This is a genomic window from Roseiconus lacunae, assembly GCF_008312935.1.
Classification (GTDB): Bacteria; Planctomycetota; Planctomycetia; order Pirellulales; family Pirellulaceae; genus Stieleria; species Stieleria lacunae.
On the sequence record NZ_VSZO01000005.1, the window covers coordinates 147,820 to 171,003 of the forward strand.

The following is a 23,184-nucleotide window of genomic DNA, read 5'->3' on the forward strand; positions in this document are numbered from 1 at the left end:
GATCATCGGGTGTTCAGCAACGGTCAGAACTTGCCGTTTGGATCAGTACAATTTCAGTTGTTCCAAAGACAGAGAACGTTCCTTTGAGTATCTCCTTTCCACGATCCCGCTCGATCGCCTTGTTTTGGACGGTGGTCGCCGTCGCGGTATCGGTGTGCATGCCCGTCGCGGCACAACCTTCCAGTGCATCTCGCGGTCAAGCGAGACAAGGCTCGCGTACAATCAATCAACGCATCGTCGCGCGCTGGATTGATTCAACCCATTTTACGTTTCTCGAAGAATTGCCCGATGGCGAACGTGTCACCCGTCAGGTCGATTGCGAAAGCGGAGAAATTTCGACGCTCAATGGTCCGACCAACGGTCGGGGCGGAACTTTGGCTGGCGGCCCACTGCCAGTTTCTGAAATTTCACCGACCGATACTGAATTGACGTTTGTAAATGAAGCCGATGAGCCCGTCGAGCTGTTCTGGATCGACTTACGCGGGACACCGGTTAGCTATGGTAGTGTCGACCCGGGAACGCGACGGTCTCAGCACACCTTCAGCGGGCACGCCTGGATGGTTCGTTCGGCGGCTGGTAAAGAATCCGAACGGAAGTTTTATGGCAGTCTTGTTGCGTCGAATCGACCGATTGTTGCAAAGATCTCGAAGACATTTGAAGCTCCCGCACGTTTGACCCGTCGACCCGGACGAAACCGACCGCGAGGAGGATTTCGGGGGGCACTGTCACCTGACCAAACGATGCGATTTGCAATCGAAAATGAAGGGGAGGGCGACGACTCGATTGCCACACTGAAAGTCTGGAACGAAGGGCAGGGCAGGGGGGCCGCGAAACAGCTGCTGTCAGTCGAAGACGCAGGCCTTGCGGATTGGTCATGGTCACCCGACGGTCAATATCTCGCAGGCTGGAAAGTCTCTCGTCATCAACCTGATTTGGTCACCATGGTTGAGTCATCGCCGAAAGGCGGCGGTCGCGCAAAAGTCCATCAACACTCGTATCGCTTGCCCGGTGACCCATACGATGACTATCAACTGATGGTCGTGAAGGTCGGCGAAGGCGAATTGGTTGCCTGCGATGTGCCAGTCGTCGATTTTGGGCGTCCCAGAATTCGTTGGATGAACGAACAGACGATCGTTTTTGAGAAAGTTGACCGCGGACATCAGCGATTTCGATTGTTCGTCGTTGATGCGAACGGCGGGCGGAGCCGAACGGCGATCGATGAGTCGACCGAAACATTCATTTGGACCATGCATGGCCCCGACGTTCCCTTGGTAACCCACCTCGAAGGATCGGATGAAGTGCTCTATTCGAGTGAAGCAAGTGGATATCGACATTTGTATTTGATCGATTTGGCTGATGAGTCGCAAGCGTTCATCCATTCACCGGGAAATAGCACCGAGCAGACAAGCACGAAGCAGACAAGCACGAATACGTCGCTAGCGGTCACCCAAGGCGATTGGTTGGTGAGACGTATTCATCAAATCAACGAGCAGTCTCGGACTGTCGATCTGATTGTTGGCGGTTTCTATGCCGATCAAGATCCTTACCATCGTCATCTGATTCGAGCATCATTGGACGACGACAATCTTGTAGCGCTTACCGATGCAGATGGCGACCACTCGTTTGAGTTCTCTCCCGAAAGTGACTATGTGATCACGACATCCAGTCGGATTGATAGTCCGCCACTGCATCAATTGCGCAAGGTAAGTGACGGGGGTTTGGTTTGCGATCTTGTCCAAGCTCAACGAATCGACGATTCGGCTGACTATCACGCACCGATTCGTTTCAAAGCCAAAGGTCGCGATGGATCTACCGATATCTGGGGCAACCTCTATCTGCCCGACGATTTCGACCCTAGTCAACAGCAACACTATCCAATCATCGAAGCGATCTACGCGGGGCCCCATGATTCGCACGTTCCCATTCGTTACTTACATGAACCTCGCCATTCGGATCTGACGTCACTCGGTTTCGCCGTTGTTCAGATTGATGGGATGGGAACGGCGAACCGTTCGAAGGCATTCCACGACGTTTGCTGGCACAACCTCAAAGATGCCGGGTTCCCCGATCGTGTTCGCTGGATTCAAGCGATTGCCAAAGAACATCCGGCGCTCGATGACTCTCGCGTAGGGATCTTTGGGACTTCTGCCGGTGGACAGAACGCCTGCGGTGCATTGCTATTCCATCATGACTTTTACAAATCGGCGTATGCGTCATGTGGTTGCCACGACAACCGGATGGACAAAGCGAGTTGGAACGAGCAGTGGATGGGATATCCGGTCGGCCCTCACTATGCGGCGTCCAGTAACATCGACAATGCCGGACGGCTCGAAGGCAATCTGTTTCTTGTCGTCGGCGAGTTAGATACCAATGTTCCGCCAGAGTCGACCTATCGATTGGTCGACGCGCTGATCAAGGCCAACAAAGATTTTGATTTCTTGATGGTTCCGTCGATGGGGCATAGTGACGGTGGTCGTTACGGCAAACGCCGAATGCGAGACTTTTTCGTTCGAACCCTTCAGCCGCCAGGCGAGTAAAAATGAAAACGTGGTTATTCTTATTGTTCACGCTTGTTACTTTAGTTGGAACAGCGGAATTCAAAGCGAACGCCCAGTCGGGTAATCGCGACGAAAATGCGGCCGAGACTCAGCTAAAGCGGCAAGCGCTGCAAACGGCAAAGAAAGCCACGACGTTCTTAACGGAGAAGGTGAGCACCAATGGTGGCTACCTTTGGCGATACTCGTCTGACTTACAATTGAAGGAAGGCGAAGGAGTCGTCGAAAGTGAAACCGTTTGGGTTCAGCCTCCCGGCACGCCTGCGGTCGGCCTCGCATTTGTCGCGTTGTTTCACGCAACCGGCGATCCACAATTTCGGGACGCGGCACTCGCCGCGTCCGAAGCGTTGCGGCAAGGCCAGATGCACAGTGGTGGGTGGCAAGCATCGATCGAATTCGACCCCGAACGGCGAAAAAAGTGGGCGTACCGTGTCGAATCTCCTCATCGAAAAAAGAAAGACCAATCGAGTTTAGATGACAACAAGACGCAGTCAGCGTTGTTGTTTCTCATCCGTTTAGACGAAGCCCTGCAGTTCAAGAATGAACTCGTTCATCACACCGCCGAATACGGTTTGCGAGGTCTACTGAACAATGGGCAGTTCAAAAACGGAGGGTTCCCTCAGGTCTGGATGAATGAAAAGACCTCGGATCATCTCGCCGATCCGGTGAAAGCAAGTTATCCCGATGACTGGCCGCGGGTGTATCCTGGGCATCAGCAATACTGGCTGCGGTACACATTGAATGACCAACTGGCTAGCGACACAATGAAGGTATTGTTCGAAGCCGAGCGGATCTACCAAAAACCCGAATTCCGTGAGGCCGCCATTCGCTTGGCCGATTCACTGCTCGCCGCTCAAATGCCCGAACCGCAGCCGGCTTGGGCCCAGCAATACAACGCGGAAATGCAACCGATTTGGGCGAGGAAATTTGAGCCGCCTGCGATCACGACCAGCGAATCGTTCGGCGTGATCAATACGCTGATGGACGTCTATTTGCAGACAGGTGAGAAAAGATATTTAGCATCGATCCCCCGGGCCCTCGACTATTTGAAGACGTGTGAATTGCCCGGCGGACGAGTCGCGAGGTTCTACGAGTTAAAAACGAATCGACCACTGTACTTCGATCTGGCGTATCAATTGACATACGACGACAGTGACATGCCGACGCATTACGGGTTTCAACTAGGCAGTAAGGTCGATCAACTACGACGTCGTTATACAAAGGTGACCGAGACGGCGTCGCCACAAGGTGCGTCGCTGTTGGATTCACGACCAAAAGCGAGCGAGAGTAAGGTCCGTGCGATCATCGCCTCGCAAACAGACCACGGAATTTGGTTGAATCAGGATGGCATGCGATATCACAAAAGCAAGGAACCCGCGATCGACATGCAAGAAGTCGTTACGAATCTGCAAACGTTGGCGGCATTTCTGCGGTAACCCTTTCCATAGCTCAGCCGTTGAGTGTTCGCTAAGCCGTTGAGTGCTCGCCATGTTTAATTCGGGTGTAATCGAATTTGGCCATCTCGGGGGGGCGGCGCTAAGTCACGTTGCGCACCGATCTGAAACCAGATGCGTGTGGCACCGCAATTGGAGCTGATGCTTCGCCGCGCGGACTCATCGGTATCAATCGGCGCCGTGAAATCGTTTCCAAGGTCTTTTGGTCAGCTTGGTTTGTCTGGTGGTCGGATTTCATCGCCGCGTTAGGCTTCCGGTTTCTCCTTCGCCGCGGCTCGGGCGATACCGTTTCATCTGCATCCTTAGATTTAAGAACTCCACCATCAGCGAAAACGCCATTGCAAAGTACACGTAGCCCTTACTGATCGGCGTCCCTGTCGCTTCACTGATCAAGACAACGCTGATCAGAATTAGGAAAGAGAGTGCCAGCATTTTGATCGTCGGGTGGGTTTGTACGAAATCGCTAATTTGGTTGGCGAATGCGATCATCACTCCGACACTGATCACAACGGCCGCGACCATCACGGGGATTTGCTTGGCCATCCCGACCGCCGTGATCACCGAATCAAGTGAAAAGATGATGTCCATGAACGCGATTCGAAAGAGCACGCTTCCGACGGTAACTGATGCGGCGTTTGTCGCATCGATTGGGGTGATGCCGTCGGATGAGCCTCCGGTATCTCCCGGTAAATTACCGACTTCGGCCTCGTCTTCGCCGCCTTCAATTTTATGATGAATCTCGCGAACAGCTGTCCAAAGCAGGAACAATCCGCCCCCCATCAAGATCAGATCTTTACCACTCACCTCGTTGGCTTCGGCATGTTCGTGCAGGTACTCGGCGAGCGGTTCAAACGCGACGAAATCCGTCAGCTCAAACAGCGGGCCGACCCACTGCATCAGGTATCCGATGAACAGCAATAAAAGAATCCGCATTCCCATTGCTAGGAACAGTCCAAACCGACGGGCGAAAGATCGTTTGTCTTCGGGAAGCCGTCCGGTGATGATGGCAATGAAAACGATGTTGTCGATCCCGAGCACGATTTCCATCAGTGTCAGGGTCAACAACGCAAAGATCGCGTCACTGGTGAGCAACGAGGCAATGTCCATCACAAGTCTCTACTTGGAACGTGGTTACGAATGTAGCCAAGGTGAAGCCAGTCCGATCAATCCTAGCAGCAACAACAAGCCCAGCGTGACTCGTCGCAACCGTTCGCGACCAAGCCAATTTCCGAAGCGAAGTCCGAGCCATGTCACCAACATCAATGCCGGTAGGGTGAAAATCGCGATGAAGGCGGCCGGTAGAACTCGCTCGCCGAATTTCCACCATAGGATTGCAAGTGCCGGACCAAGGCTGATCAGATACATCGAAAACAGAAATCCACGAATCTGACGCGTCGACCAGTCATGCGCGGAAACCCAAAACACCATGGCCGGACCGCCCATTCCGATCAAACCCTGGCAAAAGCCGGAAAGTGGGAACGCGAGCCACGCCCAGAATACCGAAATCGATGGCTTCGGATGAGGCCGGTACAAGATGATCGCGATCGTTGCGATCAGAACCGCCCCGCCGACAAGTTGCCGGATACGGTCGATGGAGAATGTGTTTTCAATCATGACCAACACTCCGATGCCAATCGGAAAGAAAACGATCCTGCCGATTCCCGGCCAAAGAAGCTGCTTGGGGCGAATCGAGTCACGCAGCGAATAAACGCCCATGACGTTTTGTGGAACGGTGGCTACCAACAGCGCCATACTGGCTTCTGGGATGGTGTAGCCCAGCCAGAGTAGCATGGGGACGATTAACAAACCCGCCGCGAATCCAGCCGCCGATTGAACGAAGATGCCGACCGACAAGACCGCGGCGATCCCTAGAAGGCTGGGCAGGTCAGGCATCCGACCTACCAAAGGTGTGGCGTCTGGCGACGAAGCGTTGAAACTCGATCACGGGTGGGATTCTGAATCCGGTTTTGATTCGGCAGCAGGGGAGGGGACTGGGCGTGTAGGTTCCGACGATCGCGATTGACCGTCGGATTGATCGCTCGGAGACTGGAATTCCTTCAGCAAGCGATCCAAGATTCCGTTGACGAATCGTGGGCTGTTCTTGTCACCATATCGCTTAATCAATACCACCGCTTCGTTGACCGCGACTGTCCCCGGAGTCTCGGAAAACAGAATCTCGTAGGCGGCCATCCGCATCACATTCCGGTCGGTAATTGCCATTCGTGACAGTGTCCAACCTTTTGCCAATCGCGACAAGTGTTGATCGACCGCCGCACGATGCTTCAGAGTGCCCGAATACAGTGATTCGGCAAACGTCGTCAACGCAGTACGACCCTGCATTCGCGACCGGATAAATTGACGAGCGGTTTCGGGGCTGCGCGGTTCATTGACGTCGGCTTCGTAGAGAAGTTGTAGGACAATTTCACGGGCTCGACGACGAGTAGACATTCAATTCTAAAGTTGGGAGAGGACTGCGAAACAGAGGCCGGATCCGCCAATGGGGCGAATTTGATCGCCAAACTGGCCGTCAAACGATCAACGTCATCGAATTGTAAACTGCCATCGCTTTTGCGCCGACGCGGCAGCGGCGAAGGAAATCGTAGCGGGCGAAAAGCATCCAACATTAAGCAGGCAAACACGAGTCTTTGGGTTTAAACATCTGGATAGCACCTTCCCGCTTGCGGGAGGGTCGGACAAGCAAACGGCCGGGGAGGGTGCCCTCTCCGGGCCTGAAGGCCCGACTCTCCCAGTGGGAGAGTGAAATGACTTAAGCCGAATCTTTCGTGTTCAACTGCTTAGCAGGCAGAGTTACTGGCAGGCAAGTTGCTGGCAGGCAGAGTCTTCAACCGAGAGGACGTCGCGTTTTCAACCGAGAGGACGTCGCCGAGAGGTCGGTGCTTCCGGTGTCGTCGATTGTTTGCCGCGGTGCTCAACTCATCAGCCGACGAGCGTCAGCTCCGGATATTGCAGAGAAATCGTGGCTAACGCCAATCGGCTAAGTCCGAAACGGACTCGGAGCGAAGCACAAGTCCTGCACCGATTTTTCATTGGTAACAAAGCACAGGTTAGAATATGTCGCGTCGCTGAGTTCGAGTCTTTCGAAAGAGCAGCGAGTCGCGTCCCCGAATGATTGTTCCTTTCCTCAATGAATCTCACCGCCGTGAAGCTCAATTTCCCATTTTGCGAACGCCTTCGTCGTTGTCTTCCTATTTCTGCCTGTTTCGCCGGATTGTCGGTAATGGCCTGCCTTTGCAGTCCTTTGGCGGTGTCTCAGGAACCCTATTTGGAAAAGCCGGGGGAGGAAGGAAATGGAAACTATGTCGTTGGGCCGGAGTACAAGGTTCAGCCCGAGCTGACTGACCAGGGAAATCCCAAAGGAAAGTCCTTCGAATTTACGATGGCGTTGTCTGAAAGCAAAATCTTTCCCGGGAAGGACGCAACGCTCAATCCCAGAAAGCCGGTCCGCAAAGAAAGAAAGATATTTGTCTATGTCCCAGCGGCCTATCAGGACGGCACCGAGGCGCCAATTTTGGTCACCTTTGATGGGCCAAGTCGATTGGATCTCGTCCGTCACGCTGTCGACAATTTGTCCATTTCGAATGACCCCGAACGCAAGCTACCCGCGTTCATCACCATTGCGGTTCAAAACGGTGGTAACGACGGCAAGGGCAGTCAACGCGGATTGGAATACGACACGATGTCCGATCGGCATGCTCGCTTCATTAATGACGAAGTCTTACCCGCCGTGTTGAACCATCCTGAAATCCGAGCCGCCTATCCGAAGCTGGCCTTCACCGAAAATCCGTGGGGCAAGGCGGTGATGGGTTGCAGCTCAGGAGGCGCGGCGGCGTTGACAATCGGATGGTTTCGGCCGGACCTATTTCGTCGGTTGATTACCTATTCCGGAACGTTCGTCGATCAGCAAGACGACGACGCGGCGGAAGAGGCTGACTATCCGCTCGGTGCTTGGGAGTACCACTCGGGATTGAAGCTGATCGAGAGTAGCGACAAGAAGCCTTTGCGGATCTTCACGCACGTTGCCGAAAACGATTTGCGGGCCAATGATCCTGAAAACACTTACCACAATTGGGTGATGGCGAACCGTCGTACCGCCGAAGCGTTGAAGTCGAAAGGATATGACTATCGGTTCGTATTCAGCCGCGATTCAAAGCACTGCGATCGTCGCGTTTTTGAAGCTACCTTAGCCGACACGTTGGTTTGGATGTGGCGAGGCTACCACGCCGAGTAAGCACCGGTTCAAGACCGGCGTTCGATGGAGTTTCGTATTCGTTTGGTGTATACGGTCGCGGAACTCATTGGGAGTTTCGGTTCGCCGTTTGGAATCCCTGAATGCGTCGGGGGCACCTGCATCCGAAGCGGCAGGGGAGTTTGCCCAGGCGGGGGTCAACGATACGTTTTCTGTAGCGGCGGCATGGAAGCTCGCAATTAGTGATCGTTTTGTACGGCTTGCAGGAATAATCATCGCCGAACCTCGGCCATACGAAAATTGTCGTTCAAACCGGTGCTCAGACGGCTTGGCAGCTTGGACATTGGTTTGCTAGTATGGCGATTCGTTGGAAGCGAGCACGTTCGTCACGCGGTGCGGGGCGGATCGGGATGATTTTCCCAGATGGACTTGCCAATCAACGAAGGAGCCAGTAACTTCCGCATCGACCTGAAAAACACAGGTCAGCGGCGAGTGAGAGCTCGTCAAGATCCCGGGGGATTAGCTCAGTTGGGAGAGCGCTACAATGGCATTGTAGAGGTCATCGGTTCAAGTCCGTTATCCTCCATTCTCTAACTCCTTGTGTCGGAAGGGTTTGGCACCCTTTTCCCGCCTTGTGGCGTGCGACCCGTTTTGCAGTTATCCGGTAGGCCATACCGGAAAACCCAACGGGAGGCAGAAATGCCACGTCCGAAGAAGGCGATGCCGGATTACCGGTATCACGTTTCCGGCCAAGCTTTCGTCACTCTCGGCGGCAAAGACTTCTACCTTGGCAACCACGGTTCACCCGAGTCCCACGCCAAGTATTTATCGCTGGTCGGCGAGTCTCAGGCGAACGGATTAAAGGCCCCCGAGGTCGATCCGCAGCAAGGCAATAAGTCACTAACCGTCACGGGGTTGATGGCTGATTTTATCGCCAACGGATTGAAGCGAATTTCAACCGCCGAGAATCATCGGCAGACGTTCAGAAACTTGGCGACCCTTGTCACCGATGAGTATGGCGACGAACCGGTCGAGCACTTCGGGCCGCGAAAACTGGAAGAAGTCCGTGACTTGTTTGTCGCGTCTGGCAACCGCAGGTTGATGGGCGCCAGCAAGTCCGCGTGATCTGTGAATCCACTGGAGTTTATCACCGTCGTCTCTTACGGATCGCCGAACAACTAGGGATGCTCACCAACCTCGTTCACGGTGAAGCGGTCGCCAAGTGCCGAGCGATCCAATTTGCCGATCACGGCAAGACCGACAGGCGTGATCCCAAGGCAGCACTAACGGTCGCCAAAGTCGGAAAGCTGATCAAGCATCGCAAGCTCCCCGGTCGCTATGCACAACTGCGTGAACTGCATCGCCTAGTCCTTCGCTGCGAGAACCGGATCCGGGAAACGAAACGCGAACTGCACGCCGACTTGCGTGCGCTCTTCCCAGACTTTCGGCTCCGCAAGGCCGTGCTTTATGGGCCCACCGGCAAAGCACTTATCGATGGCTTCGGTGCCAACCCGATCGCGATCCTCGCCGCTGGAAAAGAAACATTCGCGGCAAAGATGAAGCAAGCGAGCAAGTACATCAGGAAAGCAACCATCGAAAAGATTTGGGCTGCGGCGAGTGATGTCGCAGAAGGTGATCGCGATCCGGACGATGCCATCATCGCTGACATTCGGTCAACCGGCGTACGTCAGCTTTATGCGGCAATTTGCGAGTCCAAACGAAACCAGAACGAACTCGAAAAGCAAATGCAGACACTTTACACCGAGTTGCAAGCGACCGATCCGCGATTGCCTTCGCCTTGCAAAGGCGTCGTGACTCTGCGAATGCTGTCGAGGCTAGTGGCAGAGATCGGACCGCCGGATGACTTCACGACGATCAACCAGCTGATGCGGTATGCGGGACTAAATCTCTGCGAGCGACAAAGCGGTAATTGGAAGGGAAGGACGATGATCAGCCGACGGGGCCGCAGTGAGTTACGTTACGTGTTGAACTTGATGTCGATCCCACTCGTTAGCCAAGGTCGTCTATTCAGCGAGTACTACCACGGCAAGAAAGACGCCGGGAAGATGCCAGGCCAGAAGGCACTGACATGCGTGATGAGAAAGATCCTCAAAATGTTCTTCGGTTGGTACAAAAGCGGACGCCCGTTCGACTCTGACCGAGTCTTCGCACAGGCCAACTCACCAGCGGCAGCGACGTAGCCTCTAAGTCATCAAACAACCTCCAACGACAACACCACACCACAGCGAGAAGCATCACAACTGAACCAGAGCGACCGGTGATGACCGCCATTCGATGTTCGGTCGATCTTCCCGATCGACACGATCAGTGCACATTGCCCGGGTGATCATCCGAGCCCGTCACACCGGTCGCTTTTCCATCGACATGGCCAAAGAGTAAGATCACGCCCGCTCCATCACGAGAGCCCAACAGCGAACATTGCCAGCGTTGGAACCGGTTCAACAAGAGACTATTCGCACAAGCCTGAAGCAAACAAACCACACAAAACAAAAACAACTGAAACGTTCGAGTCTGAAATGGGAAAATCAATTTCGGGATGATGGTGCGCGCGAACCGCAGCGGCTTAACGCGAGCTCGAAGAATCGGCTCGCTTGCCGCTTATCCAATTGAATTCTGACCTAAAGCGAATTCATTGTTACTCGATTCATGGTGGGGCAATGGCAGAGAGACTGGCAGGTTGACCGAACTGCAATCATGCGCCAGGAACATATTCGATCTCCCCGGTCGCGTCCCGGATTAGAAGCATAAAGTGATCACCGGGCTTCCGCGTGAGGCCATGATATAGTACGCACCAATAGCCGACACCATCCAAAGTGTCGTACGAGATCGCAGGCATTTCACGCTGGCGGAGGTCGATGCCGTTCTCTTCACAGTAGTCGCTAGCGAGCAATATCGCATCGTCTGCAGTTCGTGACGTCAAGATCGGCACATTGTCGACAAGTTGGTACGTCGGAATCCGAGGACGTCGTTCACAACCGATCGTTGAAGCGAGCAGGAAAAGAACCGGTATGGTCGATCGCAGCACGCTCATCATTCAACTCGGGTAACGGCAGAATTCACGGGGAACGGCAGAATTCACGGGAAACGGGCGTAAGACGCGCAATCAGATCATTAAACACGACTCGCTTCCTCCCGTGCAATTCATGGTGCTCCGGTTCTTACGTCGCTGACATCAGTTGTACCACTGCCAACAGGTTCAGCGTTCAATCTTTCCTCCGCACGAGCGGCTTTGAGTGCGACAGCCTCACGCGAAAGCTTGAACTCCGGGCCGTCCGGAAAATACTGAATATGGTCCGTCGTGAAAATTTCCGGGTGAGCATCGGTATTGGCGGATTGCTGTGTGCGGCACGCAACAATGCTGCAGATCGGAAGAATCAGCAAGAGAAAAATCAGCGTGCGTGTCGATCGTCTTGAATGTCGCATCAGGGCGGAACTCCATTTGCTCGTCACGTTTCCAGGATCACGAATGCAGACTGTCGGGGAACGTCAGCCGTCACCGAGGACGGGCCAAGAAACTAACCACTTCAAAACCGCCAATTCACGTCCTTCAGCGCACGGCATTGTTATCTGGCCTCTGTTTTGGTTTTCGTGCTCGCGAGTGCGTCGCATATCCAAGCCGCAAGCAGAACACTTGAGGTTGTACCAAGGAAGAACACGAGAGCATTCAACGCGATTGGCATCGTATCAAACTTGTGACCAGCATCCGCGACGATGTCCGCAGGAACCAGATCGATGATCGGCTCAAATGCGTAGGGTGCGGCAGCAAACGCCGCACCGCTCACTGCGGAAATGAATAGGTGAGATCGAACACCACGGCTTCTTGTGAAGTAGCAAATTGCGAGGAATGATCCGATCGCTCCCGCGAAAAAAATACTCGCTTGGAGGGCGTGGTCAGATAGGGGCTGCATCTTCCAAATCGTGAAGACATTGCCTGCGCCAACGTAAATCGCGGTGCCAATCCAAGCCGCTGTGTACGCAAACATCATGTAGGTTGAGAGTATTGCAACAATATCACGAACGATCCACCTGCGTTCAGGCGTTCTGAATTTGTGGGACGATTCGTACGGATTTGGGATAGATCGCGACATCGATAAACGAAAGTACTTCAACCCAGAGAACGGTACGCGAAAACGGGCACGCGCGTAAGATTTTCCACTGCCAAAACGCTAGCTCGCGTGCTCCGGTTCATGCGCTGGGTACCCGTCACCGCTATGGTCTGCAACGACCGGCAGTACGCGTTTCCTTGTATTCCGGCCAACCGAAACGGCCTTCGTGCTCCTCCACAAAGAAAGCGCAGTTACGAGCTAAAAAGTTGAAAGTAAATCCATTCTGATCACGAATGTGAACGAGCGCATCACGAATTGTATTGCCAAATAGTTCGGCTGCGGACTCATCATCAAAGCCATTCTTGGGTGGATTCCATTTTGAATCATAGTGTTTCACATCGAGTTCGTAGTCGTCATCAAGATTCCAGTGCGGCATCGGCAGATAGTTGTGGCCAATCAATGATTGCCATTGGCCATCCGACTGAGCGCGCGGCCGGCGGTCGAGAACCATAGAAAACCAACCGTTTTGCTCAAAAGAGAAGCCAGTCGCAATCAGGGACACTTTTCGGTCCGCTTCACCCAACGCCCAGTCCCAATCCGGTTCATAGTTGTCCAGCCGATTCCAGACGTACTCTTGGATCTGGGACTGATCACGCAAAAGGTCGAGGGTTTTCATGTTGCGTTCGATGCAAATAAAATTCAGTCGGGTAACGACATTAGTTAAACCCGACTCAGTCAGGCGTAGTACGGTAACACGGATTGTATCGCCCGGTTGAGTAGGCTTCATCTACCAATATTCGTCAATTCGTCGGCAGTGACGATCTGACCACTAATCGCTCGCCCTCATTGCATCGGCCTACGCCATCCGTACGTTCGGGATCAATCAATCGCAGCTACCGAGGCGACGATGACCGCGAATGAAGAACGAATGCTCAAGTGGTTCGAGTACCGACACCTACAGCAAATCTACAAGCCATTCGGTGAAATGGCAACGAACCTCTGCGAGTCCGCATGAGTCTTCGGTAGTGACCGAGGGCGGTGGATCGATGGGAATCACAGAGAAAAGATGGTTGGAACGCAAGCAACCCATTGGAGAGGATTTCTGTTCTCCCACGCGATTCATGGTTCGCCAATTCCTAGTGATCGAAAGCAAAGTATCCGTAGTAGACCTCTTGACCTCGGATCGCAAAGAATCTCATGCGATCAATTGGGGAGCATTCGTCAATTGAATTGATGTCGTCTCCGCTTTCGGTTGGTTGCGTTCCTACGCGAAGGAGATGGTCACCAACCTGGAGTCCTGCACGGTTCGCGGCGGAGCCAACCTCAATCTTAGATACCGTGACGGCGCCGTGAGCTTTGAGTTTCTCGATGCTGCGTCGGATTCTGTAGCTACTGGAATCGGCTATTCCTTCGAAAACAGACTGTTCGCATACATGGAATTCCACTCCTAGCAACTCCGACGTGAAGTTGTTTTGTCCATTACCAACGGCAATCAGCTTTTCGATTCTTGTCAGTCGTTGCCTGACAGATTCGACTTCGGACTTCAGCGAGTCAAGTTCTGAACGCATCGATCGATCGTCAGAAATCCCAACGTTCGCTGCAGTAAAAGATGCGATCATGAATAAGGTCGCTATAACAAGCCGCTTCATCACCAATCTCCAATCGAGTAGCATTGTTGGCAATCGTTGGTATTCGCCAATGATCGCGAACGTTAGTAGTTAGTACCTCGTCGCCAGACGAGCATACTGATTCGGGTTCGATAGCCCGACTGAGGTGGTCTTTTCTAACAATACCACTCAAATCACTACTAGTGATGATCCGATCACCCCGCCTCGGAAAGAGTGCTCACAGAGGCTAGACAGTGACCTGCCAGCGAGGACAACTGTCACATGGTTAGAGGAGGCGGGGAACGACCGGGGGTACGCCAGAAACTAACGCAGGGTGTTCTCGTAAGCCGCTTCCAAAGGCACACGCTTTTTTGGGCGGGAAATGAGGATTTGCGTTGGCAGGGAAACAGGGCAAGTGAGGAAGGAAGCGACAAGCGGACTCGCTGAAGCTTGCCAAGGCTACCTATCGGCCTGACCGCGACGGTGATCCTGATGCCGAGCCAAACCCCACCGGCGTTCCAAAGAATCCGGAGTCCTAGCTTGACGCTGCCGCCCTGTTTTGGGACGAATAATGTTCGGTCGTCCTACCACTTCACGATGCCGCAGGTGACTCGGATTCCGCCAACAAGAGTCGAACCTCCGTTGTCTTTGGCGAGGCGCAGTAGCGACTTGTGGAAACCTTCGTTGGGAAATGCTGCTTCCACGGCCGCAACATTGCTCCGGTTCATCCCTTTTCGTATCCAACCCATGCTGGCGTCGATCCAATCGGTCTTGCGGCAGGCTTCGATGACGCGTTCGCGAGGTCCTCGATAGCGAAAGATCTTGTGATGCCAGTGGATGATTCCTCGCAGCAAATCCGGATCAAGACCCCAGCCATGCCTGTCATTGTCAGCAACGACAATGGCCTCGGACGGTTCGAGGTACGCTAACTCGCGATCTGTCCAGAGACCGATGTCGTGGTAGGCCATCGCAGTCTCAACGGTAGGCTCGACGTCTAAGTCACCGTCGAGGAAGTGCATCGCGTACGTCACCGTCCTGAAGACGTGATTTCGATAACCGGCATAGTCATCGCCGATCACGTCGCGGTAAGTTGCGATTAACTCTTCAACTCGTGGACGCTCCGTTTTGATCTGAATTGCTGAATTCAACATCGGTCGAATTATGCCTCGCCGCGGCCGGGATAGTCGTTCTGGATGATGTAGCTGAAACCGCCCATCAATTCGCCAATAGACGGACGCGTGAATGGCATGGTCTGGATCGACGCAGCATACAACTCCAGATTTGGTCGAACGATAAATAGGCCGGGTTCGCTGAAAAGTTCGGGCTCATCCGTCTTGATGCCTTTGGAAACATAAAGTCCCCATTGGCGAGCCTGCTCGATGGACAGCCCGTATCCAATCGGAAGATTCTGGACTTTCCATTCCTCCTTACTCCGTGTTGCACGTTCTTCGGAATCGCTGCCGATCGCGACCGCGTCGATGCCGAGTGCCGACAGCTCGTCGAGTTTTCGGTCGATGCTGCCCAGATACTTGCGACAGATCGGGCAGTGATAGCCGCGATAGAAGAAGACGAAGGTGAAGTTTTCCGGCGACTGTTCGCTGAGCGTCCAGTCGGGGCCACCGACGGTATTGACGGTCAGGTCAGGAACTTTTGCCCGTGGTTTGAGCATGAGATTCCCTCGCGTTGGTCATAGTTGGATTTGGCAAGTGTCGATCAGTCGCGATCGAGAACAATTCGATAGCGAGCCTTTCCGCTTCGCAGATGCTCGAAAGCATCGTTCACTTTGCTCATCGGGAAAGCTGTCCAGCAAGAAGCGTACGGCATTCCGAAATCGGAGTCTCCGCCGACCGCCTATCGGTCCATACAGATCGTTTAAGGGCGGCGTATCAATCGACGAACGTTAGCCTAGCTGGTGGTGTGGAAATGGCGGCTAGCGCCATGCGGCTGATCTTATCAGCAATTCAACCGTGGCTAACGACATGCGGCTGATTCGAAGCGCGAAGCCGCATCGCTAGACTATTCGCTTTGGCGGACTCGACGGAGAGCGTCCAGGTCAGCGCCGACGATTGCGTTTCGATGTGCTTCAATCGTCTGGTGCGGCCAATCCCACCAACGCAAGCGAAGCAGTTCGCTGGTCACTTCCTCCGAGAATCTTGTCTTGACGACGCGAGCCGGGTTACCGGCGACGATCGTGTAGGGGGGGACATCTCGAGTGACCACCGACCGGGCTCCGACAATTGCTCCATCGCCGATCGTGACACCTGGCATCACGGTCGCTTCCGTTCCGATCCACACATCGTTTCCGACCGTCGTGTCACCTTTTCGGCCGGGGACCTCGAACATCGCCTGAATGTCCTCGGCAGTGGTTTGCTCATCCATCAGGAAGTTGTTGAAAGGATACGTGGAAAAGCCCGCCATACTGTGATTCGCCGAGCTGGTGATGAAGCGAACCCCATGAGCAATCTGGCAAAACTTGCCGATTATCAGACGTTCCAGGCTGAGCGGGAATAAGAATGGGGCGAGGTAGCTGGCGTAGTCCTCGAGTTCTTCGAGGTGTCCAAAGTACGTGAAGTCACCGATCTCAATCCGAGGATGGTTGATCACTTGATTTAAGTGGACCACTGTTTTGATGACCGTACCGTCGGGCATCACCATTGGATATTTTTGATTTGGATCGAGCAATTGAAGTCGCCTTGTGAGAATTCGTCGATGAAACGCACGGTGATCTATTGTTCGGAGGCCGTGTTTGGTTTTCCGCGTCGATTCTGACGCACTCGTTTCTCCCAGTGATGGTAGGACTCTCGCAACCGATTGAAATCAACGCGGTGTGTTTCTTTCAAGTCGTTTTGTTCGCCGACATCGGCGGTCAAATCGAACAAGTATTCGCGCGTCCGCTGGGGAGATTGTTCGCTGACATATTTCAATTGACCGTCGCGAACGGCTTTCCAGACTTTTGTGCCGCGTTGTTTTCGCCAATACAGCTTGCGGTCATGCTGGTTGTCATCCATCGATGATCGCTTGGATGATATCGATACCTTCAAACGGTTTGCCGTCACCGCGACTGACACCGGCTAATTGGGCGATCGATCGAGTGAAATCAAACGTCAGGCAGGGAAGGTCGCTGGTCGTTTGCGGTGGGATTTTACCCGGCCAGCGGATGATGCCTGGGACTCGAATCCCACCTTCATATGTCGACCCTTTGTGACCGGACAGCGGAGCGTTACGGGCACTCTTGGTCCCACCGTTGTCACTTGCGAAGATAACGACGGTGTTTTCGTCGAACTTATTATGGGAAAGCGTTTTCAGCACGTCACCGATGCGTTGATCCATGTGTTCGATCATTGCGATGTAGGTTTCTGGGGGCGCCGAACCTTGATTCCAGAGGGGCGAATCGAGAGGGATCGGGTCGGCGGTCACATCGTCGGGACCTTGAAAGGGAGAGTGCGGGCAAGTGTATGGCAGGTATAAGAAGAATGGTTGATCCGAGGATTGTTGATTGAGAAACTTGATCGCTTCTTCGGTCGCGAGGTCCGTAAAATGCCCTTCTCCCGACACCGGATTACCATCTCGAAAAAGATTGTATCCGGCGACGGTATCGAGGTAGTGAAAGTAATCCATCCCACCGCCGATGCAGTAAAACGTTTGCTGGAATCCATGATGATTGGGAGCAAACTTGGGTTCGTAGCCGAGGTGCCATTTGCCAGTGATCGCGGTTGAGTACCCGGATTCGCTGAGCAGTTGTGCGATTGTCGTTTCGGTGCCTGGAAGCCCAAGATCGTTTGTTTCACGAAGTCGGATAGCGTCGTCATAACGACCGACGTTGCCGGTTCCGATAGCGCATTCCAATCCGCCGATCCATTGCTGATAGCGTCCCGTCAAAAACGCCGCGCGAGTCGGTGTGCACTCGGCGCCGTTTGCATAGTGATTCGTCAGCCGGACGCCATCGGATGCTAAGCGATCAAGGTTTGGGGTGCGTATATCGGTTCTGCCGTAGCATCCCAGATCACCGTATCCCATGTCATCGGCAAGTATTAGAACGATGTTTGGACGAGTGGCCGAATCCGCTTTTGATTCGGCAAAAGACAGGGTTTGCGTTGAGAGGCCGACAACTGCTATAAAAGCGAGTGTAGCTATTCTGTGTAGCAAATGACGTGGGAATAACCGGCGGCAACCGGCCTGCGTCTTGGCAAGGAATTGAATCATGTTGAATCCCATTCTTTTAAATGCGGGCACTGGTTGCTCGTATCGATGTCGCGCTCCGCCGTGAAAGGCGGGTTCGTTATGCGCACAAAAAAACCAGAGGATCGCGGTCGGCAAACCGCATGATGATCCCCTGGCGGCAAGGAACCGAACTCGGTTCCCGCCAATAGTTTCTTCTTTCTCAGCCCCCAAGTCAAATCCCAGCGGCAACTGGGCCAACCCAAGAGGTTTTTTCGAAAATGGCAAGGAATCGAAAGCAGCGACGCCAGCAACACGGCTCGGCGTGGCACTGGAAGCAGACAGACAGTTGGTACTACACACCCCCGGGGACTCGAAAACGTGTTCCGCTCTTCGACGAGGACGGCGAACGCATCCGCGGCAAAGACAACAAGGAGGCTGCCCAGCTTGCTCTCGCCAGGATCAAGCTGTCCGACGAACTCGCACCAGTCTCGTCGCCGGTGTCGAAAGAATGGACAGTCGCTCAGGTTTGCGAGATCTACCTCGCAGACCTGACCAATACGGCGTCACCAGAGTGGGTGACACTTTGCAAATCGTGGCTGAACGACTTCTGCGGTTATTGCGGTGCACTGGCCGTGAGCGAACTGAAGAAGAAGCATCTTCGCACATGGCTTCAGCGACACAAAACTTGGAACAACAACACGCAACGCAATGTGATCGCATGCATCAAGGCGGCCTTCAACTTCTGTTGCAAGTTTGACGACCTCGACGAGAACCCCGTCGCAAGCTACCAGAAGCCAGCCGCGACGGCACGGGTTACCGCATTTAGTCCAGAAGAAGAGGAGCAGATTTACGCCGCAACCAACGACGCCCATGCGTTGTTCCTGAAGTGTTGCATTCTGACGGGAGCACGCCCATTCTCCGAAATGGCGATCGTCACGGCGGACCACGTGGTCGAGACGCCGCAAGGGATGTTTTATCTGCTGAAAGCAAGAACGTCCGACGGCAGACACGGTCACAAGGCGGCCAAGAAGACTGGTAAGGACCGAAGGATCATGCTTTGCGAAGAAATGGAGACGATCACTCGGCAGCAAATGCTGAAAGCTCCAAAAGGCTCGGGTATTCCATTGATCCGAACGAAACACGGACGCCAATGGAAGCGTTGCAACGGCGTTCAGCAGTTCTGCGAGATCAAACGGAAACTGGAACTGCCCGATGACCGTGTCACGTACACCTGCAGGCATACTTTTGCCAAGCGGACGCTTTCCGGATACTACACCGGGACGCCAGTGAATATCGAAGTGCTGGCCGGGTTGATGGGCAATACGCCCAAGGTTTGTTGGGACCACTATGCCCAGTGGGCTGACGATTACAACGACCCGTTGTGGGCGGCTCTGGGGAAAGGCAAGCCAAAACGTGCTGCAGGATGAGCCCCAACACCTAAACTGGCGTCGATTTTGCGGCATATAGGATGAAGTATGTTATGGCAGAGGCCATTTCTTAGCATTGCGGTACATCCGGTGCCTGAATCAATCCGCTCGAACGAGTGGATGGGCCGCCGCTGCTAAACTGGAGCGTTTTTTGCGGCATATACAGTGATGGGAATCCGTTATCTATCCACGTGCAGGATCGAGACGGATTCCCGGCCTGTCACCAGCGGAATTTCACTTGCGACGTTTCGTTTTCAACTTCTTTTCCAGCGATTCAACGAATCCTGCCATCGAAGTCCCAAGAGCTTCGCAGACGTCGTAGAGCTCGAGGATATCGAGTCTCCTCTCGCCGGACTCGTACTTGCTGACAAACGATTGCGGACGCCCTAGCCGTTCCGCGACATCTTCTTGTCTCAACCCAGCCTGCTCCCTGGTGCTTCGCAGTAGGGACAAGAGTGCGTTTTGTCGTTCGGTGTACAGGTTCTTTTCCACATCCGTTTCCTAAAAACGGACGAAGCCTATATCCTGATACGGAATATCCCATTTTCGGATATTTTCTTTCCGATCCTTTCCCCCACGTACACACCAAGGAGTTCCCATGAACAAGTCACAGAAGATCATCGCCTGTTTGACCCTCGTCTGTTTCGTCGTTTTGTACGCATTCGGTTGGCTTTGGCCCCTGGTTCGGATCGTGTTGTCGACGTTCGGCTTTGCTTCGCTCGTAGCATCCCTGTACTTCGCTGGAATCGTCGTCATTGCACATTTCAAAAAACGCGACGATCAGGTTGACCACGACAATTCATCGGTTGTTAGGGCGGCGTTCTCAGCGGTCGCGACACTTCTGCTTTTTGCGATGCTCGCCGTGGTTCCGGCCCCAAGCGGGAGCGGCGACGCTGCCCCATCTGATATCCAATCCGGTTCGCAATCGGCAGATGAAGATCGGGCTTCCTCTCGAGGACGCGAATCGACAGCGAAGAATGATCGAAACTTGCAGGGAGGTGAGAACGCGTCACCATCAATGGACTCAACGGCTTCGAAGCAGCAGGTAGCATCGAAACCAGAATCGAAAAAACCAGTCTCAGATTTCGACCCGGCAAGTCAAGCGGCTGCCGAGTTCCTTGGCGCCTTGCTCGGCGCGTCTGCCGAACAACAGCGTCGTCAGCAATCCGATCCTCGCTATCAGCAATTCAAGCAGTCACTCGACCGACTCAGTGTGTGTCCACGCTGTGGGGGCGCAGGTCAATACCGTTACGTCGACGGGAGTGGGACTCTGCAAGTGCAGAACTGCCCCTCATGTTTCGGGTCCGGACGCGCGAACTGAGTTTATTCTAACGGGAAGCTAATGAACCAACACTCAATCACAAATTTGGGAATCGCCAATGAACAGCTACGAAACAAAGCAGACGACTGGTGGCATGCATCGGCTACGTTCAACTCGACGCTTCGGTCCTTTGATTCGAATGGTGCCCTTAAATCGAAAATCGAATCCGCACAGCATCATGGCTGGCAGGTCGGCACAGTCTATTCTCGATTTAGCACAAAGCTCCAGCACTCCACCGATGATCAAGTCCGTGAGTGCGTCCAATGGGCGGGACGAAGCGGAATCTATGTGCCCCCAGAGTTGATCTCGGTTGACGAGGGGGTAAAGGGGAAACGTCTTCGGCGAGCCGGATTGAATCGCACCAAAGCGATTCTCAGTCAGCGGTTGGCGGACGTGATGTTGGTCTTCAAAGCCAGCCGACTGTTTCGTCAAGCCGGCAAGGGCTACCAGTTCATCAATGAGGAAGTCGTCGAAGAGGGCCTCCGCGCGGTCAGCGTCTCCCAGGGAATCGACACCAACGACCGAAAGACGTGGAAGTTGCAATTGCAGATTCATGGCTTGCTTGATGATTTACTCCTTGATGCGATTGCCGATCACGTCCGCTCAGGTTTGACGGGACTGTTCCTCAACAAGTGGACCACAGGCGCCATCGGTGTCGGCTACCGACGCAAGGAAATCCCTGGCGCCCCGCCGACCAATCGTGGTCGGCCGAGGACGATGCCCGAGGTGGATCCGGAGGCAGCGGAGTTGATTCGGGAACATGCCCGATTGCTAATCGATGGGATGCCGATCCGAGAAGGCGTCCGTCGTTGGAATCAAAATCAGGGTCCTTGCGATCCACGGTCGAGCGCCGGCATGATGACCTATCCGGCCTACCGCCGACTGTTCTCCAACCCCAGGTTGATTGGCAAGTGGGAATTCGGTCGGCGCCGAAATCAGTTCTCGACAAAACTGGATTACGTACGTCAAGTCGAGCAGTCCGACGACGAAGTGACCAGCGTTCAATGTGAAGAACTGCGAATCCTTGACGACCAGACCTTCCGCAGGTTGCAGTCCTTGTTGGACGCCAAAAAGACCGGTCGTCGCGGGCCTCGCCAGCCGAAGAAATTGCGGCTATGGGATCTGACAACCGACTGCTTTTATTGCGACCATTGCAGCGCTGGCCACCATCGAGTCCGCTTCCACCAAACCGGCGCAAACGGCGCAGCGATGCGATGCAAAAATGGTGACGATTGCGATTCGCCCTCGACCGTGCGGCGGAGCGAAGCGGTTTTGGCGGTCTGCAAAGAGATTTCCAGACTCGTCACGGACGACACCGATTTGGTCGAGTCGATTGCGCGGCAAATTGTCAAGCTGGACGGCGAAGCCGATCGGGGGTTGTCGCGTCAGTTGGCAGCCCTACAGAAGCGGTTGAAACTTCTATCCAATCGAATCGAAGATCTGTTTGAGCTCTCCGGCGAAGGCACGGATGAAGACCGCCGAGAAATCAAAGCTCGACTGCAAGCGGCACAGTCCGAACGCCGGATAGTCCAAAACGAAGTCGTGCAGCTTGAGGATCAGATTTCAGGATCAACGCAAACCCTCTCCCTCAATCAGGCGGCCGGATTGATCGATCAACTGGGGCCAGCCATTCTGGAGGCGGCGGAGGGTGAACTGGGCGATGACGCGGTTTACAAGGCGTTAGCGATGTTTCGCTGCGTGACGGGGAGCCAGGTTCGAGTCCGGGCTGAGCAGCGACCGAACCGTAAACGCTTCAACGTCCGTGGTTGGTTCATGCCACAGATCGTTCACTCTGCTCGCGACCAAGAATTCGCCGTATGGCTACGCAAGCCGCCACGTCTGGATGCGATCGCCGAGCGCGTACATGAACTGATCGACCAGCAGGGGTTGAGTCACCGTGGTGCCGCAGCGGTGCTACGTGAAGAGGGTCACAACGTCAATTCCGGCAATGTCTGGTACAGCTATCGCCGTTGGTACGAAATGCAAGGCCTTCCCGTTCCGCAGCTTGCTTATAACAACGGACGTACACGTCGAAGAGTCTGATCTGATTGCCAATCGATTCATCCCGCATACGCCCCAGCTATCTCAATCGGGGCGTTTTCTAATCCGCTACTTGGAAACGATCAACCGCAATGACGCCTCATTCCAAAAATCAAACCGACGCTCTTCCAGCGTATGACGCACCGGATCGTGCGCGACTGGCAGAATGCGTTGCCTTTCTGCTGCTTGCCTACCACCGTCGCCATGCCAACGAATCTGAAGATGCAATAGACGGCAAGGGCAAGGGGCCAGCTAAATAAAAGCGAAAAATGCGGCATATACCTTGGAGAGAACGTTAGCTCTCCGCCATCTTCACTCACGTTCCCTATGCCCCACGAGGTCCCA

General features: G+C 54.1%; 21 protein-coding genes, 1 tRNA gene and 1 pseudogene. 10 read left to right on the top strand and 13 right to left on the bottom strand.

What is annotated here, in order from left to right; all coding sequences use genetic code 11:
• Positions 1–83 precede the first annotated feature (83 nt).
• Complete coding sequence (locus tag FYC48_RS09065) at positions 84–2,537, top strand: prolyl oligopeptidase family serine peptidase (protein ID WP_160149411.1); 2,454 nt, start codon at positions 84–86, stop codon at positions 2,535–2,537.
• A gap of 2 nt (positions 2,538–2,539) precedes the next feature.
• Positions 2,540–3,991, top strand: coding sequence for a pectate lyase (locus tag FYC48_RS09070; protein WP_149496380.1), 1,452 nt, complete (start codon positions 2,540–2,542; stop codon positions 3,989–3,991).
• A gap of 252 nt (positions 3,992–4,243) precedes the next feature.
• Here the strand turns inward: FYC48_RS09070 and FYC48_RS09075 are convergent, their stop codons facing one another.
• The 3 genes and pseudogenes from FYC48_RS09075 to nusB all read right to left on the bottom strand — a co-directional run.
• Positions 4,244–5,116 (bottom strand): TerC family protein, encoded by an 873-nt coding sequence (locus FYC48_RS09075; protein WP_149496381.1) that lies wholly within the window; start codon positions 5,114–5,116, stop codon positions 4,244–4,246.
• A 24-nt stretch (positions 5,117–5,140) separates the two neighbouring features.
• Complete coding sequence (locus tag FYC48_RS09080) at positions 5,141–5,902, bottom strand: sulfite exporter TauE/SafE family protein (protein ID WP_149496382.1); 762 nt, start codon at positions 5,900–5,902, stop codon at positions 5,141–5,143.
• 135 nt (positions 5,903–6,037) lie between these two features.
• Positions 6,038–6,457 (bottom strand): annotated as a pseudogene (nusB, locus tag FYC48_RS09085) (transcription antitermination factor NusB); the annotation flags it as partial.
• Positions 6,458–7,247: 790 nt separating this feature from the next.
• Here nusB and FYC48_RS09090 point away from each other — a divergent pair.
• From FYC48_RS09090 to FYC48_RS09105, 4 genes are all read left to right on the top strand, one after another.
• A complete protein-coding gene (locus tag FYC48_RS09090; protein WP_149496384.1) occupies positions 7,248–8,258 on the top strand; it encodes an alpha/beta hydrolase in 1,011 nt (336 codons plus the stop codon).
• Positions 8,259–8,729: 471 nt separating this feature from the next.
• A tRNA-Ala gene (locus tag FYC48_RS09095) sits at positions 8,730–8,802 on the top strand.
• A 113-nt stretch (positions 8,803–8,915) separates the two neighbouring features.
• Complete coding sequence (locus tag FYC48_RS09100) at positions 8,916–9,341, top strand: hypothetical protein (RefSeq protein ID WP_149496385.1); 426 nt, start codon at positions 8,916–8,918, stop codon at positions 9,339–9,341.
• The gene (locus FYC48_RS09105) at positions 9,338–10,417 is read left to right on the top strand and encodes a transposase (protein WP_149496386.1); all 1,080 of its coding nucleotides are present in this window, start codon (positions 9,338–9,340) and stop codon (positions 10,415–10,417) included. Before FYC48_RS09100 ends, FYC48_RS09105 begins: the two co-directional genes overlap by 4 nt.
• A gap of 512 nt (positions 10,418–10,929) precedes the next feature.
• Here the strand turns inward: FYC48_RS09105 and FYC48_RS09110 are convergent.
• The 9 genes from FYC48_RS09110 to FYC48_RS09155 form a co-directional block, all read right to left on the bottom strand.
• Positions 10,930–11,268, bottom strand: coding sequence for a hypothetical protein (locus FYC48_RS09110; protein WP_160149412.1), 339 nt, complete (start codon positions 11,266–11,268; stop codon positions 10,930–10,932).
• A gap of 532 nt (positions 11,269–11,800) precedes the next feature.
• Positions 11,801–12,220 (bottom strand): hypothetical protein, encoded by a 420-nt coding sequence (locus FYC48_RS09120; protein WP_160149413.1) that lies wholly within the window; start codon positions 12,218–12,220, stop codon positions 11,801–11,803.
• Positions 12,221–12,446: 226 nt separating this feature from the next.
• Positions 12,447–13,070 (bottom strand): hypothetical protein, encoded by a 624-nt coding sequence (locus FYC48_RS09125; protein WP_160149414.1) that lies wholly within the window; start codon positions 13,068–13,070, stop codon positions 12,447–12,449.
• A 349-nt stretch (positions 13,071–13,419) separates the two neighbouring features.
• Entirely contained in the window at positions 13,420–13,851 is a 432-nt protein-coding gene (locus tag FYC48_RS09130; RefSeq protein WP_149496391.1) for a PDZ domain-containing protein, read from the bottom strand.
• 623 nt (positions 13,852–14,474) lie between these two features.
• Positions 14,475–15,041, bottom strand: coding sequence for a phosphohydrolase (locus tag FYC48_RS28355; protein ID WP_149496392.1), 567 nt, complete (start codon positions 15,039–15,041; stop codon positions 14,475–14,477).
• Between the two features lie 8 nt (positions 15,042–15,049).
• Positions 15,050–15,559, bottom strand: coding sequence for a peroxiredoxin-like family protein (locus FYC48_RS09140; RefSeq protein WP_149496393.1), 510 nt, complete (start codon positions 15,557–15,559; stop codon positions 15,050–15,052).
• Between the two features lie 347 nt (positions 15,560–15,906).
• Positions 15,907–16,539, bottom strand: a complete 633-nt coding sequence (locus FYC48_RS09150) for a CatB-related O-acetyltransferase (protein WP_200836574.1) — start codon at positions 16,537–16,539, stop codon at positions 15,907–15,909.
• A 77-nt stretch (positions 16,540–16,616) separates the two neighbouring features.
• The gene (locus FYC48_RS28360; RefSeq protein ID WP_235034162.1) at positions 16,617–16,898 is read right to left on the bottom strand and encodes a hypothetical protein; all 282 of its coding nucleotides are present in this window, start codon (positions 16,896–16,898) and stop codon (positions 16,617–16,619) included.
• The gene (locus FYC48_RS09155; RefSeq protein ID WP_235034163.1) at positions 16,891–18,093 is read right to left on the bottom strand and encodes a sulfatase-like hydrolase/transferase; all 1,203 of its coding nucleotides are present in this window, start codon (positions 18,091–18,093) and stop codon (positions 16,891–16,893) included. Before FYC48_RS09155 ends, FYC48_RS28360 begins: the two co-directional genes overlap by 8 nt.
• Before the next feature lie 236 nt (positions 18,094–18,329).
• Between FYC48_RS09155 and FYC48_RS09160 the strand changes: the two genes are divergently transcribed.
• A complete protein-coding gene (locus FYC48_RS09160) occupies positions 18,330–19,478 on the top strand; it encodes a tyrosine-type recombinase/integrase (protein WP_149496395.1) in 1,149 nt (382 codons plus the stop codon).
• A gap of 234 nt (positions 19,479–19,712) precedes the next feature.
• Here the strand turns inward: FYC48_RS09160 and FYC48_RS09165 are convergent, their stop codons facing one another.
• Positions 19,713–19,970 carry a helix-turn-helix domain-containing protein gene (locus FYC48_RS09165; RefSeq protein ID WP_149496396.1) on the bottom strand — a complete coding sequence of 86 codons (258 nt, stop codon included), beginning with the start codon at positions 19,968–19,970 and terminating at the stop codon, positions 19,713–19,715.
• A gap of 106 nt (positions 19,971–20,076) precedes the next feature.
• Here FYC48_RS09165 and FYC48_RS09170 point away from each other — a divergent pair, with 106 nt between their 5' ends.
• The 3 genes from FYC48_RS09170 (at position 20,077) to FYC48_RS27690 (ending at position 23,099) form a co-directional block, all read left to right on the top strand.
• Positions 20,077–20,799 (top strand): hypothetical protein, encoded by a 723-nt coding sequence (locus FYC48_RS09170; RefSeq protein ID WP_149496397.1) that lies wholly within the window; start codon positions 20,077–20,079, stop codon positions 20,797–20,799.
• Positions 20,800–20,820: 21 nt separating this feature from the next.
• Complete coding sequence (locus FYC48_RS09175; protein ID WP_149496398.1) at positions 20,821–22,842, top strand: recombinase family protein; 2,022 nt, start codon at positions 20,821–20,823, stop codon at positions 22,840–22,842.
• An 89-nt stretch (positions 22,843–22,931) separates the two neighbouring features.
• Positions 22,932–23,099: a hypothetical protein gene (locus FYC48_RS27690; RefSeq protein WP_160149415.1), complete on the top strand. Its 168-nt coding sequence runs from the start codon at positions 22,932–22,934 to the stop codon at positions 23,097–23,099.
• Positions 23,100–23,184 lie beyond the last annotated feature (85 nt).